This is a genomic window from Paenibacillus sp. NPDC057934 (assembly GCF_042887565.1).
Taxonomy (GTDB): Bacteria; Bacillota; Bacilli; order Paenibacillales; family Paenibacillaceae; genus Paenibacillus_AQ.
In genome coordinates this window covers 421,293-438,571 of record NZ_JBHVPB010000003.1, presented here as the reverse complement: position 1 = coordinate 438,571, position 17,279 = coordinate 421,293, and the positions used below count along the sequence as shown (strand labels likewise).

Here is a 17,279-nt window from a genome sequence, read left to right as displayed (position 1 = left end):
AGTGGTGCAGGAAGTTAAATCCTACGCCACCATCTATATTTTGTCTACTGCCATCCGAATTATTTTTGCACAGCCGTCATCTTAATGTCATCAAAATACAATGTGGTCAGTCCCTCAAATCCGGAATCCACACCGATCAACAGGTACAATTGTCCTTTAGCATTACTCTTCACTGTGGCACTGTAGCTAAAATCTACACGTTGGAATCCTTCCTTCGCCGAGTCCGGCTTCGTGATATTGCCCAAGACCTTCACATCCTTGCCGCCTACACTCTGGTTACCCTTATCCACATTCATCCGGTACATGGAATCCTTACCCGGAGTTGGAATCGCTAAGGGCTCTTTATCGAGAATGCCAACCTTTACAATAACACTTTCACCTGGAGCACCGCCAATTCCGGCCATGCCACCCGCTTGATCGGTATACATACCGAATTGCAGCTTTACTTCATAGGTCGTATTCGGCACAAAGCCGTCCACGTTGCGGGAAAGATACATGAACAGATCATCACTACGGTTATGTCCCTGAAGCTTGAGGGCGTAGTTGGTCAGGTTCTTTTCAGCAGCCGGCAGAAGCGCTCTGACATGCTCGAGCTCATAGATACTCTTATCATAATTTACCGGGAGATCCGCGAAGCCCCCTTTCCAGCCCTCATTATCCTTATTAAAAGAATAGCTGACCATTCTTGTGGCAGGGATAGCATTCTTGGCTGTCAACGTAATGGTACGGGTGGAAGGCACCCAGTATAATTTCACTCCCGCAAGCTCGGCGAGGCTTCTGGCCGGTACGAACAAGCTTCCCTTTACCATCTTCGCCTGCTGGGGGAGCTTAACCTTTTCCCCTTTTCCATTGATCGCAATATTGCTATTGGCTTTAAAGGTAATCTTTCCAAATGAACCCGATAGCGAAGCCGAATGGCTTCCCTGGTTCCAGCTCATCGCTGTGCCAAAAGACTCAGCCAAGGGGCGAAGCGGAACCATAGAGGTATTATGGAGTTGATAGGGAGACACCGCTAAGGGATGCTTGCCTGTGTTATTCGTATATGTGGCCCGATTCAATTGAAATTGGATCGAGTCCGGCAAAGCCGCCGCATGGGACAGCGGGGCTTGAATTAGAGTTGCAGCGGCAGTGGCAACGATTAGTCCGGATAAAGCTAGTTTTTTGTTGAACATGAGGAATGCACCATCCTTTACATGATGCACTCCTAAACGTGAGTTCGGGTCAAAAAGTTGCAACTGTGAATGAAGTGAGCGGGACAAGCCTATGATTTTATTTTTGCTGCTGCATAGCTGGTCATGAGATGAGTAGCAGTCTGCAATGTGGCAAAAGAAAAACGTACCCGAGGGTACGTTCAGTCATGCTTATGTTTTTAGAAAATAGCTAGTGTGAATTTAATAATCTAACGTCCTGGATGGTCAGGAGAAATTCTTGGTCCACACTTCACTGGAATATTCGCCTGAGCCCAAGTTCGAGCTTAAGAGGGCTTTGATAACAGGAAAATATACCGTTAATTGTTTCTTTTCACCTTATTTATCATCAATAAAGGGAATTTCTCCCGTTAAAAACCTCTTTTATCCGTTCTGTGGCCTAGTCATGAGGTAATTAACAGGATATTTTCCAGTTATATTTAGAAAAGAAGAGCATTTAATCAAAATAACAGGAATTATTCCCGTTATTCCAATGCCTATCGAGAGAAGTTGAGCTTTTCAGCGCATTTGTCACCTGAATGAGTGGAATCCTTGTGAACCAAGAGTTCATTTTGCACCTTAAGATACAAGAAATCGATTATTGTGGCGCCGAAATCATTTTCCAAATTACGTTGTGTTTTCAAATGCGTTTTATATAGCTAGTATATGTTTACTTCAGTTGTTCAAGGTTAAGATCACAACTATGCGACGGTGAGACAACCCTTACAGCACTTCCAACCGGGCATTAAATCTGTATCTTCCGCCTCTTTCGGCCTGGAAAGTAGTTCTTTGATCACCCCAGCGCACCGTTACCGTTCCTGATGTAAACGTGTGAACCACGGCTTCAGTCAGTTGGCCGCTCTCCCAGACAATGTCGACCTCGGCATTACCTTTGGCCCGCAGCCCGCTTACTTCCCCTGTACTCCATGCTTCTGGCAGTGCCGGCAGCAGATGAATCTCATCCGCATGGCTTTGCAGCAGCATTTCCGCAATGACAGCCGTCCCGCCGAAATTCCCGTCGATCACGAAGATGTTATTCTCCGCTCCGGCAATACCGGATTTGGAGTAGGTGAATAGATTATCGAAGCATAAACCTCCGATCAAGTGGGAGATATGCTTGTAGGCTTTCTCCCCGTCATGCAATCTGGCAAAGCCCAGACCGAACAAGGCCGCGGTGAATTCCACATCCTCCAGCTCATCTTGAACCATCCGGTTCTCCAGCGTCACTCTTACTGCCGCACTGAGTTCCGGTGTCCGGTCCGGTGTGATTTGACTTGCGGGATACAGTGCGAATAGATGAGACAGGTGCCGGTGTTCCGGCTGAGCCTCCTCATAATCCTCCAGCCACTCCTGCAGCTGACCCTTCTTACCGATCTGCAGCGGCGGTAAGATGGCGATAGCTTCCTCCAGCTTCCGCTGCAGTTCTACGTCCCGATTCAGCAGTGTAGCCGACTTCAGGCAGAATTCGAAAAGCTCGCGGACCAGAATCTGATCCATGGTCGACCCCATAGATAACTGCTGCGCACCCTCACCAGAATCACCAGGATAGAAAGCATTCTCCGGTGAATTGGAAGGGCCAGTCACCAGCCAGCCGTATTTGGGATGCACAGTCATGTAGTCCAAGTAGAAAGCTGCCGCCTCTTTGAGTACCGGATAAGCTTGGGTTTCGAGGAAAACCCGATCCTGGCTGTATTCATAATGCTCGATGAGATGTGTCGCGATCCAAAGTCCGCCAGTGACGTTGAGTCCCCATGAGGTCTCCCAGCCTGGAAGCGTAAAACCCCAGACATTAGAAAATACGTGTGCGACCCAGCCTTCACTACCGTATAAATTACGGGCCGTAGATCTTCCCGCCTGAGCCAGATCTTCAACATAGCGCATCAACGGAAGATGGCTGTCCCCCAGATTCGTGACCTCTGTCGGGTAGTAATTCATCTGGGTGTTGACATCCAGGTGATAATCACAGCTCCAGCCCATTCGGCAGGCTTCACCATCGTTCCAGATGCCCTGAAGATGCAGCGGCAACGGTGAATCTCCACGTGAACCGGCGATTGTCAGGTAACGTCCATACTGCAGGAACAAGGCAAATAATTGCGGATCTTCTGTCCCGCCTTGAGCCAGCAATTGAATACGCTGATCGGTAGGGAGACTAGCCTTGTCAGAGGTCCCCAGTCTGATATTTACCTTGCCATACTGCTGGTTGTAATCGACGATATGATCCTCTCTCAGCTGGGCATAGTCTTTGTCCAAAGCCTGCTTTATGATAGTAGCGCTTTCCAGTTTCCAATCCTCGCCGGTCCGGCGATAATCGGTGCTGACAGCAAAGTAGATTATGGCCTCATCCGCTCCGGCCACCGTCAATTGGCCGTCCCCGCTCTGAATCGTACCGCCAGTAATGACTACCTTGACACAGCCCTGAGCCCAGACGCCGCATGCACCATTGCTGTGCACTTTTTCCGTGGCCTGTCCTTTGAATTCCAGGGTGGTGGCGTCCGAGGCTACGGCCTTGAACGACTCTGACCCTCCCTCCAAATGGAGCGTGAAGGATACCTCACCTGGGGCCTCACTCCAAATTCGTGAGGCCACCAGATCATCGGCATGGGTAGCGAAGACCTCACGGTGCAGCGTGATTCCATTGCCCTTAGCCACCGCTCCGGCCACCGCACTTCTCAAATCCAGCTCGCGTCGGAAGACTCCGGTTTCCCCTGATTGTGACGCCTGATCTGTAAATTCAATTACCACCTCGCATAGACCGAGGTTTGTACCGAAATTCCGCTTCTTCGGCTGCAAATGCTGCTTGGCCAGAGAATCGCCAGCTTCATAATCTCCGGCGAAGAAATGCTGCCGCATCTCTTCCAGTGCAGCTTTCCCGCTTCCAGGAAGAAGCTCTGGATCGGCCTGACCAGACCAATAGGTGACCTCGCTCATGCTCCATACCTCACGGTGCGGAGCGGCTATAACAACAGCTCCTATTCTCCCGTTCCCAAGCGGCAGGCCTTGAGACCAGCCCGTTGCAGAGTTCGAGTACCATAGTTTAAAATCGCTCATATTTTAATCTCCTGTCTATAATATAATCTGTACAATTGCGTGTAGCTCCAGCACCGGTAGCTCTATGATCGCCCGGGTTCCATCCCATTTCCAGGCCAGCTCCCGGTTCTCGGGTTGCAGCAGGACTTTCCTTGGCTTCGTAGGAGCCGCTACGTGGAAGGAAATGCCCTGGACCGGCATAATCTCTTCATTATGAACCACATACCCTGGGCGCTTCTGCGCGAAATAATTCAGGAAATGCACCAGAAGCTCCTCGCCGGAATCCGTGCGGCGAGCATTCAAGACCATCTCAACATGAAGTGGCTTTTGCACTTCGATGGTTCGAGCCGCCCGAGGGTAAATATCATTTAGGCAAATATCCAGCCATTCCCTGATCAGGCGATGTCCTTCAAGGTAATACAGCGCAAACAGATCACCGTTCAAGTACATAACGCTGCCTTGCCCATAGCTGTGCAGCGTCACCGCTGGTGCCGCCACTGTATTCCCGGCAGGTGCAGCACCCACTGTAGTATAATGCCGCCAGTCTGAACGCCGTTTTCGGCTATCTGCCCAGACCTCTTCCACCGGCTCCAGTAGCTGGGCTAACGGCTCTGCTCCCTCCAGCTCAGTGTGGAGCGCCGTGCCCCAGGCCTGCAACCGGATCTGGCCGAACGCCAGCTTGCCGGCAAGTTCATCCCCGGCCTGCCAATAATGCAGCGGGGCGGGAAGCTCCGCACCACGTGTCAGACCCAGCAGTCCAGCGAAAAGATCGCCCCCGCGTCTGCGCCCCTGCTCATCCCACAGGCCCGATCTGCCTGTAACGATCAGTCTGCCACCGTTCTCGACATAAGTCTCCAAAGCAGCAATTGTAGCGGCCTCCATGAGACATTGATCCGGCACGATAACCAGTGCCTGACGGTCCAGCTGCTCCCTTAATGTCGCTTCGTCATAGATGAGATGCTGAATGCCCATCTCAACCAGAAACTGCGATGCGCCGTCCACTCGGTCCATTCGCGATTTGGGCAGCGCACCCCAGTGCTTGTCGCGTCCCCATTCTGCTCCAGCCATCGGCCCAAGCAGCTGGGATGGCAGGCTGGCCAGCACTGCCACCTCCGGCACGATATGGGTGCCTGTAGCATAAGGCTCCCGTTCCTTCATAAATTCATGAACGGCCCCTAATTCCCGGTACACCGCAGGCTCCAGCCGCCCGTCCGGATAAGGCTGATCCGCGAAGAAACCTCTCGCCCCCATGGCCAGAATTGTAGCCATTTCCAGTTTCCAGTCGGTGGTCGGGCGTATTTGCCACTCACCCCAGCCGTGAAACCGCTCGTTCATATAGTCATAAGTCAGCCCTGTGGTTGCCTGATAACGCCCTTCCTTACTGAAAATCATCTCATGATTGGCCCCGAAATGGACCGGATCACAAGAAAGCCAGTCCAGCCCCAGCTCCTTCGGTGTTAGCCAACGCACAAACTTGCCGCCCTCCATTAGCGGAAGGCCGTAGAAATATTTGCCGAGGTTATTCTCAGCCACCAAAGTCTCCGGTGAAACCTCCTTCACAGCGGTGACCAGCTTACGCACATAATGAAAGATCTGTCCCCGCCGCCACAGGCGCCATTGCAGCCAGTCCGGGCTATTCAACTCTTCGCTAGGATCAGGCATTGGTCCCAGTGGCAGCTCTCTGCCCGTATCTTCAAGGAACTGCTTGCGGCAGTTCTCACAGTAGCAAGGGTATTCCACGGTCCAGCTGCCGCCATCAATCCAGACAGCATCCGGCTCGTGACGTGTTACGGCTTCCTTCAGGAGCGGAAGATAATACTCATCCAGGAAACCAGAAGAGATACAAGCCTGCGAAGCTTCATGCTGAAGCCAAGCCCCTCTCGCCAGAGTGCCATCCTCTAGAACGCGCAGCCATTCCGGATGATCCTTTTGCAGATGCACGCTTGTGAACGCATTCAAGTATAAGATCGTGCGGAGGCCAGCCTCTTTAAGCGCATGTGACATCAGGCCCGTATAATCATTCTGCAGTCCAGGATGCGCCGGGGCGATATCCGAAGGGTAAAAGGTATGTCCATAGTGGTCGTAAGCGAAGAATTCAACCGCCTCAATGCCGGCTTCCTTGAACATTGCCACCTGCCGCCTTGCCTCTTCCTCTGTAAACCCGCCTGCTACAGCTTTCATCCATTCCGGCTGGTGGTAGTCCAGGTGCAGCTTGCGGAAGGTGTTATTTATCCAATGATTCATTGTTTTCACCTCTGTATACAAGATTGTGCGCTTAGCATTATGTTGTTAATTACTCCGCTATTCCATAGATAGAATAAGGGGTACGGTGGTCGAAATCATGCCTCTAGCTTCAGCTTTTTCCCCTCTATCAAGTTTCCTTCTTCAACTTACATACATGGTATTCTTCAGTTCATTTCGTGTCATTATAACCATACCGGTTCATTGCATTTATAGTATCATCGAGACGATCCGCTGTCTTTGCCCGCTGGTTCATTCATTTGACGATTTGTACGCTTACTTGTATGCTGCAATAGAGACCAGGTCGATGAGACCGGAAAGTGAAGGCACAGCATGAACAAACTGTCCGCAATCACGCCTTATGTTGGCGAAACCATGACTTATCAGTATGATGGCAGCAGTAATGAAAATCTGCGGGTCTGCAATGTATATGCATTCCATTTATTTATGGGAGGCCCTGGTGAGATGGAGATTGACGGAAGGCGTTATCCGATCGAACGGGGAACACTGATTTTCCTCCGTCCGGGCCAACCCCATGCCTTCCATATCTCTCCCTCTAACCCGCTCTCCTCCTACAATTTTTATTTCGATTTATGGGACAACCGGTCTCCGATGTCTGATAACCATTCGTTTATCTATGCCCCTGAACCCTTAAGCTTTGAAAAAAAAGCGCTACAGGCGGCCTGCCCCGAGCTGGATCAGCTCCCCAGCGTGTTCCAACTGGCGACTCATCCCATGCTCAATGACAATCTGGTGATGATTGCGAAGACGTTCAACGATGCGCAGTTTTACCGGAGCGAGGCTGTCAACAGTTATCTGTACGCCTGGATATTGAGCTGGTACAATGCGCTGCACTTGCATCAGCCAAGCGATTACCGTATTGTCCGGTTGCTGGAATACCTGAACGCCCATCCCGAACGTGGTGAGTCCATTGAGGACTGGGCCAAGATGTGTGGACTCAAGCGAACCTATTTCCATGAACTATTCCAGCGCGAGACCGGGGTAACCCCGCGCGCCTATCATCACAATCTGGTTATGCGGCGCGCTGCAGGCCTTCTGCTGGAAAGTGAACTAAGCGTGACCGCGATCGCCGAGAAGCTAGGCTATCCCTCAATCCATCCCTTCTCCAGGCACTTCAGTGCCAGTTACGGGGTGAATCCGACCCAATATCGCCTGAATCCGCGAAGCCGGATTCGAATGTAGGCCACAGGCGGGCAATAGAAAAAAACGCGCTGTCCGCAAGAGGCGGAAGCGCGTTTTTTTCTATTTTTTATATAACCGCTTAGCGGTTCTACTTGTCTTGGTGAGGCATCATCACTATTCTATCTTGGCTCTCATGTTGTCTTGGCCACCAGCATGTGATCATTTTCAGTCTGCTTTTACCGTCAATTTAAAGATTTTGGATTCCGCTGGCTCCAGATTCAGCGTCAGAACACCCGCTGCTTCTCCTTGTGAACTTTCCCACAGATCTTGAAGGCTATAACGCGCCGTGCCATCCAGTCCGGCACGTTCCAGAGAGATGGATTTATGTGCAGCTTGTGCAGCATCGAAGTTGAAGACCGCCAGATAGAAGGCATTCTCTTCTGTAGCCTCTAGCACAAACACGTCAGAGGCGTTCTTGCCAAGGTCGCCTTCCACAGGACGGAAGGTCTGTCCTAAGCGAGCTACATGCATGATCTCTTTGTTGCCCAGCCATTCTCTTGCCCGTGCGGCAGCCTCCTCTTTGCGGAAGTCATCCCCCATCAGCAGTACTGTACCAGCGATGACCGACGCAGTCAGGCGGCTTCGGCCTTCATGCCAGCCGGTAGCTTCCTGGTTAAAACTCTTGTACAGTACGGAATGGTCGGGATCATTGTAACGGTACAAGGTGTTACTCATCCACCAGCCGTGTGTCAGCGAATTCAGCAAATACTCGGTATCCTGCAGTGTGCCGAAGACGTCACAGGATACGCGGCGGCTGTGTGCAAACGCATAAGGGAACAGCGGAGCAATAGACAAATTAATGAAGAACGGCCGGCCGATGACTTCCGGCGAGAGCTTGTTCTGCAAGTAAGTCATGCCGTAATGGTAAGCCGCAATTCCGGTTGTGATCTCCGGATTGTGATGCTGTCCTTCCAGCGCACCATGTGCCAGGAAATCCAGCTTGATGTACTCGAACCCTTCCGAGATGAATTTGTTCGTGAACCAGTCGATTCTTTGCAGGTTTCCGGGATGTGTAGGGTCAATAGCCAGACCGCCGTCAACATCCGGCAAAATCTCGCCCTCACTGTCGCGCAGCAGAATATCTCCGTAAGTGTATTTACCGTCTGTCCCTTCAACAGGCTGCCCGAATTGCGCCGGACTTCCCCAGAAGGCGAATGGCGTCCAGTATGTTCCTGGTCTGTGGCCGTTCTGCCGTACACGCTCCAGTGCATCCTTCATTTCTTCCGGGGTAAAGTTGTCCCAGAAAGCATCGAAGTTGATATACACAGTGTCCTCGCTTTGGAAGCCGAGCGGCTGCACTTCATTTTTCAAAAAATCACTGGTTGATGTGTACAAGTCATAATCCAACTCGGCCATCGCTGCCGACCAGCTGTTCCAACCTACAGGAACGCCGCCTTCCCATGGGAGCTGGGCTTCGATCCAGGTGTTGGCCCGGCCATAGGCTTCAAGACCTTCCCGGTAGTCATCGTAGAAGCCGATAAATACGAGCGGGGATTCCACTCTCTTTCCCTTCACATAACCGTGCGCTTGACTATCGCGGGTCAGCTCACTCACCGCACCGCCGTAAAGATCAAGCTCTTCGATCCCGCCGATCTTTTCACTTTTGATACGGATACCCGTCTTCCACACCTTGTGGCTGATGGAACCCATAATAATTCCCCGGCGGCTGTCTGCCGCGAACAAGGCCGTTGCCTCATAGCTCTCGATATCCACCGGTGGCTTTACAACCGTATAGCGAACCCATTTGTCATTGTCAAACGGCACACGCAGGATGCTTAGTTCCTCTGGCTGTCCCGCTGCTCCGCCTACAGTCACCTCTTTGGTCTGCACAACGGCCAGGCGGTTGGTCTTCAGCTCTTCATCACTTACAATTACACTTTGCACAAGGACAAACGGTGAAGATTCATAAATATAGAAATGCTGCTCCAACTGTGGCAGCAAGGATGTTTCGTGCAGGATTACCAGATGAATGCCTTTTCCAAAGCCTTCACGGACAACCTCTTCCTGTGACTTCAATTGGTGGCTCTGATAATGTTCCGTGTTATATTCCCGGCCCTGCCAGCGGAATGCGCTGCGGATTCCCTTCACATGTGAGGTGCTATTCTCGAGGCTAGCTTCACCTTTTTCGAGATTGATCTCCAGACTTACATGACCGTTTGTCACCCGAATCAGAGTTTCATTCTGTTGTTCTACTTGCACTTGTACAGATGTATCGCTAGTTAGCATAAAATGCCTCCTTAATGTTGCTTACTGTTCCTTGAGTAGAACAAGCACTGTTCTCACCCAAGTCTGCCCTCATTATAAAGACAGAATAAAGCGTTTACCATGCAACGATCTTCCGATCCATATCGCGATTTAACACATCTTGATCCGCTGTTCTGTACATCCTCTGTAGTGCTGAATTTCTGCCATAAAATCGTCACACGACGGGTGTAAAAAAACAGCGGCGGGAATCCATCTTTCGGGTTCCTGCCGCTGTCCTCGTAACCTCGCTGACTAAGTCTATGCTGCCCGCCTAGGGTCAGCTTATAGGTCTAGTGCTGTCCGCGATGGGTCAGTTTATAGATCTCTCCTGCTTCCGTAGCGAACCTTACGGTTCCCGCTGCGGAAGATTCAACTTTAACCGTGTTTCCACCTTCGGTGACTACCAACGAAGCCTCGCTGCGAATTACACAATCCGTACCCAGCAGGGAGACGATCGTAGCTTCCGCTAGCTGTCCATTCTCCCAGCGGATATCCACTTCAAAGCCGCCGCGCGCACGCAGACCCTCCACACTACCCTGCTGCCATTCGTCCGGCAAAGCTGGAAGCAGCTCCAGATATGGACGATGCGATTGCAGCAGCATCTCTGCAATGCCGGCAGACGCCGCGAAGTTGCCGTCAATCTGGAACGGCGGATGTGCGCCAAGCAGGTTGGCGTATACACCACCGTGGTTATACTGCTCTGATTCTCCGTCTTTCACCAGTCGCAGCATGTTTGAGAGCAGGCGCAAGGAACGGTTGCCGTCCCCGAAGCGGCCCCACAGGGCTACTCTCCAGCCCAGGCTCCAACCGGTGCTCTCATTGCCGCGCCGCTCCAGCGAGGTCTTCGCGGCAGTGAACAGTTCCGGTGTCTCCTCTTCCGACAGTTGACGTCCCGGATACACCCCGACCAGATGCGAAGTATGCCGGTGGTACGTGTCCTCATCCTCGAAGTCCTTCGACCATTCCTGCAGTTGGCCGTACTTGCCAACCTGAAGTGGCAACAGACGCTCACGGGCGCTCTCCAGTTCTTCTCTGAAGGCTTGATCCGTGCCTAGCTGCGTTGAAGCTTCGATGCAGTTAGTGAACAGTTCCCAGATTAGCGAGATGTCCATTGTGGAACCTGGGCTGACTGCGGCTACGCCTTCCGCTGTCCGGAATTTGTGCTCCGGGGAAGTCGAGGGCGAGGTCACCAGATGACCGCTGCCATCCTCAATGAGCCAGTCCAGCGCGAACAGGGCTGCTTCTTTCAGTACAGGATAGGCCGTACTGCGCAGGTACTCTTCATCTCCGCCAAAAGCATAATGCTCCCACAAATGCTGTGTCAGCCAGATGCCGCCCATTGGCCAGTAAGCCCAGCTCGGATCACCGTCGCCGAAGTCGCCTACCGGAGCGGTCTGTGCCCACAAATCGGCGTTGTGATGCGCGGTCCAGCCCCGTGTTCCGTAGTTGACCCGAGCGGTCTCGGCGCCATTCTTCGCCAAATTCCCGATCATCTCCAGTAATGGCTCATGACATTCCGCCAGATTGCAGATTTCAGCCGGCCAGTAGTTCATTTCCGTATTGATGTTCAGTGTATAGTTACTGCTCCATGGCGGACGGGTAAATGCATTCCAGATGCCCTGGAGATTCGCAGCTTGCGTGCCAGGGCGAGAGCTGGCAATCAGCAAGTAACGTCCATAATGAAAGAGCAGTTCTACAAGCCCCGGATCTTTGGCTGCATAAGTCGTAATCCGCTGTTCAGTGGACATATCCTCCGCTGCAAGCGACTTCCCAAGTGACAGCTTCACCCGGTCGAACAAGGAGCGATAATCCGCGACATGTGCTTCTCGCAGGCTCGGGTAAGACTTGTCTACCGCGCCCGCAAGATGGGACGCAGCAATCGCAGAGGCATCCTTCCCTTCTTTGCCCGGAATCTTATCATAGCCATTAAAGCCTGTAGCCGCGCTGAAATAGAACGTAGCCGCTGTCGCATCCAGCACATGAACGCCGCTGCCATCAACGGTTACCTTGCCATCCTCAGCTTTCACAGTAAGCTGCCCCTCAAAGGCCATCCCCTTGCTATAGCCTGGTTCGCCGTATCGGATAGGATTATCACTTGCAAAATAACTAGGATCAACATGCTCTGGCGCTGTTCCTGACAGGACAAGGCTGGCGCCCTGTGCATGAAGGCTATGCCGCAGCGGGCTGTCCAGCGTCGCGTGTACATTCAGTGCACCAGGTGCGCTGGCAGTCAGCCGCAGCACAAGCACCTGGTCCGGGTGCGAAGCGAACATTTCACGGGTATAAGTGACATTACCGATCTGGTATTCCACACGATGGACCGCATTCTCCACATCCAGCGTCCGCTTATAGGAACGATAAATACAGCCGTGATCAAAGCGGAGGAGCAGATCGCCAAAAGGTAGATAGGATTGCGTATATGGCCCCAGCATATTCCGGGTCTCCGCGTCGGCCTCTTCATAGCGACCTTCTTCTATTAGCTTTCGTACCTTAGGCAAAGCTTCCTTGGCGCCAGGATTGTTACCATCCTTTGGATATCCTGACCACAGCGTATCCTCGTTCAGACTGATCTTCTCCTGCTCCACACCACCGAAAATCATACCACCCAGACGACCGTTACCGATCGGCAGTCCTTCCGTCCACACATTTGCTGGCTTGTCATATTGAAGTTTCATGTGCTCTCTCCCCCACTATCAATCATTTAACAGCATGTTCGAACAGATCTCATTCAGCTGTGAGTGTATTATCCGCAATATCCACTCCGCTGCAAGCGGTTAAGACAATGACCTCATCAAGGCTGGACAGAGCGTCCCCGCCTTCGGTCACGATTTCATTGGATTGGAAAACCAGGCCGGATGTACTCTTCGCACTCAAGGCCAGCGTATCCTTCAACTCGAATCGGTTCCCTGTAATGGTAATCCCCTGGTGAACGGGAGCGTTCTCATCAACGTCCACGTTCTCCGGCGCAATGAAGATCACTGGATGTTCTCCATTGCCGCATTCCACAAAACGATTAGCGGTAATGGTCACATCCTCTACCTTGCCAGACTCATACCAGGACTCAGCATCCACTGCGATCAGAACCGCATTCATATGCATGCGCTCAAACGTATTGTTCGCGATCACCGCTTTACGGCGGCTTGTCACGAGTATGCCACGGGTCGGAACACGCGCGAAATGATTATTGATAACCTCAACCTCTGCGGTCCAGGTTACGTTCTCAATAACATCATGGCTGCCAATACCTTCTGGAGCTGGATCAGCCAAGGTTAATAGCAACTCGCGCGGATTTAGAGATTCCACAGCGACCACTTTCCCCTTCGCGTAGCTGATCAACGAACCAGAGCGGACAAATTCAATCTCATCGCCCGGGTGAAAGGCCAGGAATCCGTAGGTCTGGTGATGCATGAACCGAACCTTAACTACATTCGGTGCAAGTTGCTCTACAATTCTCAGATAGGTTCCGTGAACATTAACGGGATCATCATGGGAACCGGCAAAATAACCGTCCGCCACGGTAACTTTTCCCCGACAGCTGGACATATGGATGAAATCCGCAAAACCGGCGACAGTCCGTCCCGTTTCCGGTCGTGGCGACAAGTCCATCCGGCGGAAAGTGAGGTTTTCGCTGAACTGGCCTACAACCCCAAGTCCATGCAGAAAATGCAGCCCGACATCCGTGAAGGTAACATTGGAGCTTCCCGTAATGAAGACCCCAACTTGATCGCGAATCCCGTCACGGTTCTGCAGGACATGTCCTGAAACCACCTCTGGATGAAAATCAAAGTGCAGACGCAGCTTCATTGATTCCAGCTCTTCAACAGACGTCGCCTGTTCCAGCCAGTTATCCATCCGCCAGGTCGTATTGCGCACCGGATCATAGGTCTGCATCGGACCTTCCGTGAAGCTCCAGCCCTCACCGATCCAGACCAGCCGGCCGTCCCTGATCTCATAACGGGAATCAGGGTGAACCTCTGTATCGAAGGAATGTGTGCCGCTGCTGACAATGGTCATCTCTGTTACGGTAGGCCGGTAATAATCGGTATGCAGGTTACGGATCTCCACATTGGAGCAGCCGTCCAGCAGGATCATGGTCTGTTTGCCATGGAAAATAAACAGGGAGCCATTGCCCTCTAAAGTGAAGTTGTGCAGACCTTTCAGCAGAATACCAATGGTCTTGGTCACATCTGGATTTTCAGTCTCACTAGTCGTATTGGAGATATAATAGGGCGCTCTAGTAGCTTCATCAACGTAGAAATGATAGGTTCCTTTGGGACAGTCCAGCACAACAGCCCCGGAAATCTCGCCTGCCGCCTGGAGCGCAGTGGTCATGGCTGCCTGGGTGTCCAGCTCTGTATCCGGCTGTGCCCCGTAATCCGTCAAAGTGATGATGGTTGGCGTTGCAATGAAGTCTTGTTCTGCAGAATGAATGGGTCTCCCCGCCTCTCTATTCTTGTAACCGCTTAATAAGAGGCAGTATAATACCTCTTCACCAGATAATCAATTACTTAATATCTTCATAATGCGCAAACTAGTGCCCTTACTGGCTTCATCCTTCGTTCCGGTGATCCGTACCGTGACCTGCAGTTTCCCGCGCTGCTCCTGTAGAGGAAACATCGCCAGGATCGGTCTGTGCGCCAGCGGACACCACTCGTCGAACAGATTTACAGATGTAAAAGGGCTCCCGTTTACCGAATACTCAAAAATCCCGCTATCCGGTCCGTAAAGTAGCAACAGACCTACGCTTTGACCCGTAACGGTAAATGTGTACGCATCTTCCAGACTATCCGTATATAAATGCTCCGTTCCGAAACGCCAGTTCATCAGCGGATCTCCTGGCGACAACTCACGGAGTTCGAATCCATCTGTGTGAGTACCCGCACGAAAATCGAGCAAATTCCCGTATTCGTAATTCTTTACTTCCAGTGGAGACATAGTTCTTACATCGCCACGCTTCAATTCGGTACCGTCAGGAACAAGCGCCCTGTCCAAAAACTCGCGCAAGAAAAACGCATAGAGGGCATGGCCATCATCATTCGGATGGTATCCGTCCGGGGCCAGATCTGTCCATTCCATTTCACCGGTCTGCGTCTGTTCATAGACTCTGGCGGCAAAGTTGACGGACGGAAGATGATAATGCGCCGCCACTTCTTCATGGACGGCGATGTTAAACGGCTGACTGCCCGACAGATTCTTCTCTGCTGCCGTATACAGGAAACAGATATCGGTATCCGGCGACAGCCGCCCACATTGGCGGACAATACCTTCCATACCCCTGATCGATTCTTCCCGGTCACTGCCGTCATTGACACTAAACTCAACAAACAACAGATCAATTCTTCCGTGCCGCAGCACATGCTCCTGCAACCGGTGAGCCCCCAGTGTGGAAGTCGTGCCGCCCACTCCGGCATTGATGAAGTGGAACTCCTGATCTGCAAACCGTTCCTGCAGATACTTTCCGGTTAATGCTCTCCAGCTAGATGTGTCCGCATCCGAAGCCCCTGCTCCCTCTGTAATGGAACCGCCTAGAAAGGCAACGGTCACCGGCGCTTTTTCCGCAAGTCTTCCGCTGATACCGGGCAGTCCTCTGCGTGAAACCACAAATGAATGATTGCAATGTTTCTCGTCTGTCATGTCTCATCCTCCAACGATAAAACTTGTATCTCCCCTGAATATAAAGAAATCAGGTGCCGGGTCTATCATACAGCACCTGATTCTGATTTCAATATTTATTTCGGCGATACGTCATAAGCCTTTTGAAGAATTTCAAGGTAACGGTCAAGCTTCAGGTTCTGCAGACCTTTCACATAAGCGTCCCAATCCTTGTTCAGATCCTTGTTGCCAGTGATGAACTGCAGCTCGTTTTGCTCGATGTAGTTTCTAATGTTGGTTTGCAGCAAGCTGGCTTCATCAATTTCGCTTGGATCAATCCAGATGGACCAAATTGGGAACAATTCTTTAGGCTCATGACCTTGGTACAGCAAGGATGCGTCATACAATCTGCGCTCGTAACCGTCAGAAGCGAAGATGTCAGTACCTTGAACCCATGTATCACGGTACTCTTTTGGCATATAGAAGTGAGCCATACCGCTCCAGCCTGCGTTGCGTGGCGCTTCACCTTCAGCCAATGGAATGGATTTTACCATCGGTTTAACATCCTTACCGAGTGCCACATCGCCTTCAACCGGATCCGTCCAGTCGATGCCCTTCATGCCGCTTGCACCATTGGTTTGGCCTTCATCGGTGAACATGTAATCGACCATTTTGATCAGTGCGATTTGAGCTTCTTCACTTGCTTTGTTCGTGATTACAAATTTCGCGCCTGGAGATACTCCGCCCGCATCATGCGTAGCATAGGAAATGCCCTCAGGTCCAGTAATCGGAGGTACTGGGTTGTAGTGTGCCGAACGGGTATTGCCTGGATCGATGTTAATGAAGATCGCTGGGTGCATACCCGCACCTGCGCCCAAAATTTCTGCATCGGCGTTTTCACCAATTTTCTTGAACGCTTCGGCATTTTGTGTGAATGCGCCCGGATCAATCAGACCTTCGTCAAACAGAGATTTGATGTAAGTCAATCCTTCTTTCCACTCCGGTGTAACCGCTGCGGATTGCACTTTTCCATCCACCATATTCAGGTAGTTGCGATCATCATCATAGACAAAGGCGTTCATCAGGAAAGGAATAATACGTACACCGAACTCCTCGGTAGAACCACTCAGCGGTACTTCATCCGCTTTGCCATTGCCGTTAGGATCTTGTGTTTTAAAGGCCTTCAGAACATTCTTAAAGTCTTCTGTAGTCTTTGGCATTTCCAAATTCAGCTTTTTCAGCCATTCGGTATTGATCCACATTTTGCTTGGGTACGAACAATGGAAGCATTCCGTATAAGCTCCAAGTCCGTAAATATTACCGTCAGGTGCTGTATTAAGCGTTTTCAAATCTGGGTGTTTCTCTATAGCAGCTTTAATATTCGGAGCGTATTTCTCAATCAAATCATTCAGCGGAACCAAGACACCTTGCTTCCCGTATTTCAGAAGATCAGCCTGAGAGAACTGATCAATATAATGCGTAAGCAGGTAAGCATCCGGATAGTCACCACTCGCTAGCGAGATCTGACGTTTTTCCTTGGCACCATCGGAAGGATTGATCTGCCAGTCGAATTTGATGTTGAATTTCTCTTCCACAAGTTTCGTGAATTTATTGGTTGGAATATCAATGTTCGATTCCTGAACGGAGAACACACTAACTTTGACCGGCTTACCAGATGATTCAGAACCGGCGTTGCCCGTTGTGCTGGATGCGTTATCTGTATTTTTGTTGGCACATCCGCTAATAACAACCGTGAAAGCCATTACCATTGTTAGTAAAGTTATC

Annotated in this window: 9 protein-coding genes; 1 reads left to right on the top strand and 8 read right to left on the bottom strand. The window is 51.3% G+C overall.

The window, feature by feature from the left end:
- Positions 1–59: 59 nt before the first annotated feature.
- The 3 genes from ACFVRY_RS09395 to ACFVRY_RS09385 all read right to left on the bottom strand — a co-directional run bounded on the left by ACFVRY_RS09395 (position 60) and on the right by ACFVRY_RS09385 (position 6,458).
- On the bottom strand, positions 60–1,172 hold the full coding sequence (locus ACFVRY_RS09395) for a stalk domain-containing protein (protein ID WP_387499491.1): 1,113 nt from the start codon (positions 1,170–1,172) through the stop codon (positions 60–62).
- A gap of 738 nt (positions 1,173–1,910) precedes the next feature.
- Positions 1,911–4,235 carry a glycoside hydrolase family 95 protein gene (locus ACFVRY_RS09390; RefSeq protein ID WP_387499489.1) on the bottom strand — a complete coding sequence of 775 codons (2,325 nt, stop codon included), beginning with the start codon at positions 4,233–4,235 and terminating at the stop codon, positions 1,911–1,913.
- 15 nt (positions 4,236–4,250) lie between these two features.
- Complete coding sequence (locus ACFVRY_RS09385) at positions 4,251–6,458, bottom strand: beta-galactosidase trimerization domain-containing protein (RefSeq protein ID WP_387499488.1); 2,208 nt, start codon at positions 6,456–6,458, stop codon at positions 4,251–4,253.
- Between the two features lie 330 nt (positions 6,459–6,788).
- Between ACFVRY_RS09385 and ACFVRY_RS09380 the strand changes: the two genes are divergently transcribed.
- Positions 6,789–7,658, top strand: a complete 870-nt coding sequence (locus tag ACFVRY_RS09380; RefSeq protein ID WP_387499486.1) for a helix-turn-helix domain-containing protein — start codon at positions 6,789–6,791, stop codon at positions 7,656–7,658.
- Between the two features lie 165 nt (positions 7,659–7,823).
- On the opposite strand, the gene ACFVRY_RS09375 is transcribed toward ACFVRY_RS09380, so the two are convergent.
- From ACFVRY_RS09375 to ACFVRY_RS09355, 5 genes are all read right to left on the bottom strand, one after another.
- Positions 7,824–9,884 (bottom strand): alpha-galactosidase, encoded by a 2,061-nt coding sequence (locus tag ACFVRY_RS09375; RefSeq protein ID WP_387499484.1) that lies wholly within the window; start codon positions 9,882–9,884, stop codon positions 7,824–7,826.
- A gap of 308 nt (positions 9,885–10,192) precedes the next feature.
- Complete coding sequence (locus tag ACFVRY_RS09370) at positions 10,193–12,577, bottom strand: glycoside hydrolase family 95 protein (protein ID WP_387499482.1); 2,385 nt, start codon at positions 12,575–12,577, stop codon at positions 10,193–10,195.
- Positions 12,578–12,626: 49 nt separating this feature from the next.
- Positions 12,627–14,285 (bottom strand): right-handed parallel beta-helix repeat-containing protein, encoded by a 1,659-nt coding sequence (locus tag ACFVRY_RS09365; protein ID WP_387499480.1) that lies wholly within the window; start codon positions 14,283–14,285, stop codon positions 12,627–12,629.
- A 117-nt stretch (positions 14,286–14,402) separates the two neighbouring features.
- On the bottom strand, positions 14,403–15,536 hold the full coding sequence (locus ACFVRY_RS09360; protein ID WP_387499478.1) for an SGNH/GDSL hydrolase family protein: 1,134 nt from the start codon (positions 15,534–15,536) through the stop codon (positions 14,403–14,405).
- A gap of 95 nt (positions 15,537–15,631) precedes the next feature.
- The gene (locus ACFVRY_RS09355; RefSeq protein ID WP_387499476.1) at positions 15,632–17,263 is read right to left on the bottom strand and encodes an extracellular solute-binding protein; all 1,632 of its coding nucleotides are present in this window, start codon (positions 17,261–17,263) and stop codon (positions 15,632–15,634) included.
- Between the last annotated feature and the right edge of the window lie 16 nt (positions 17,264–17,279).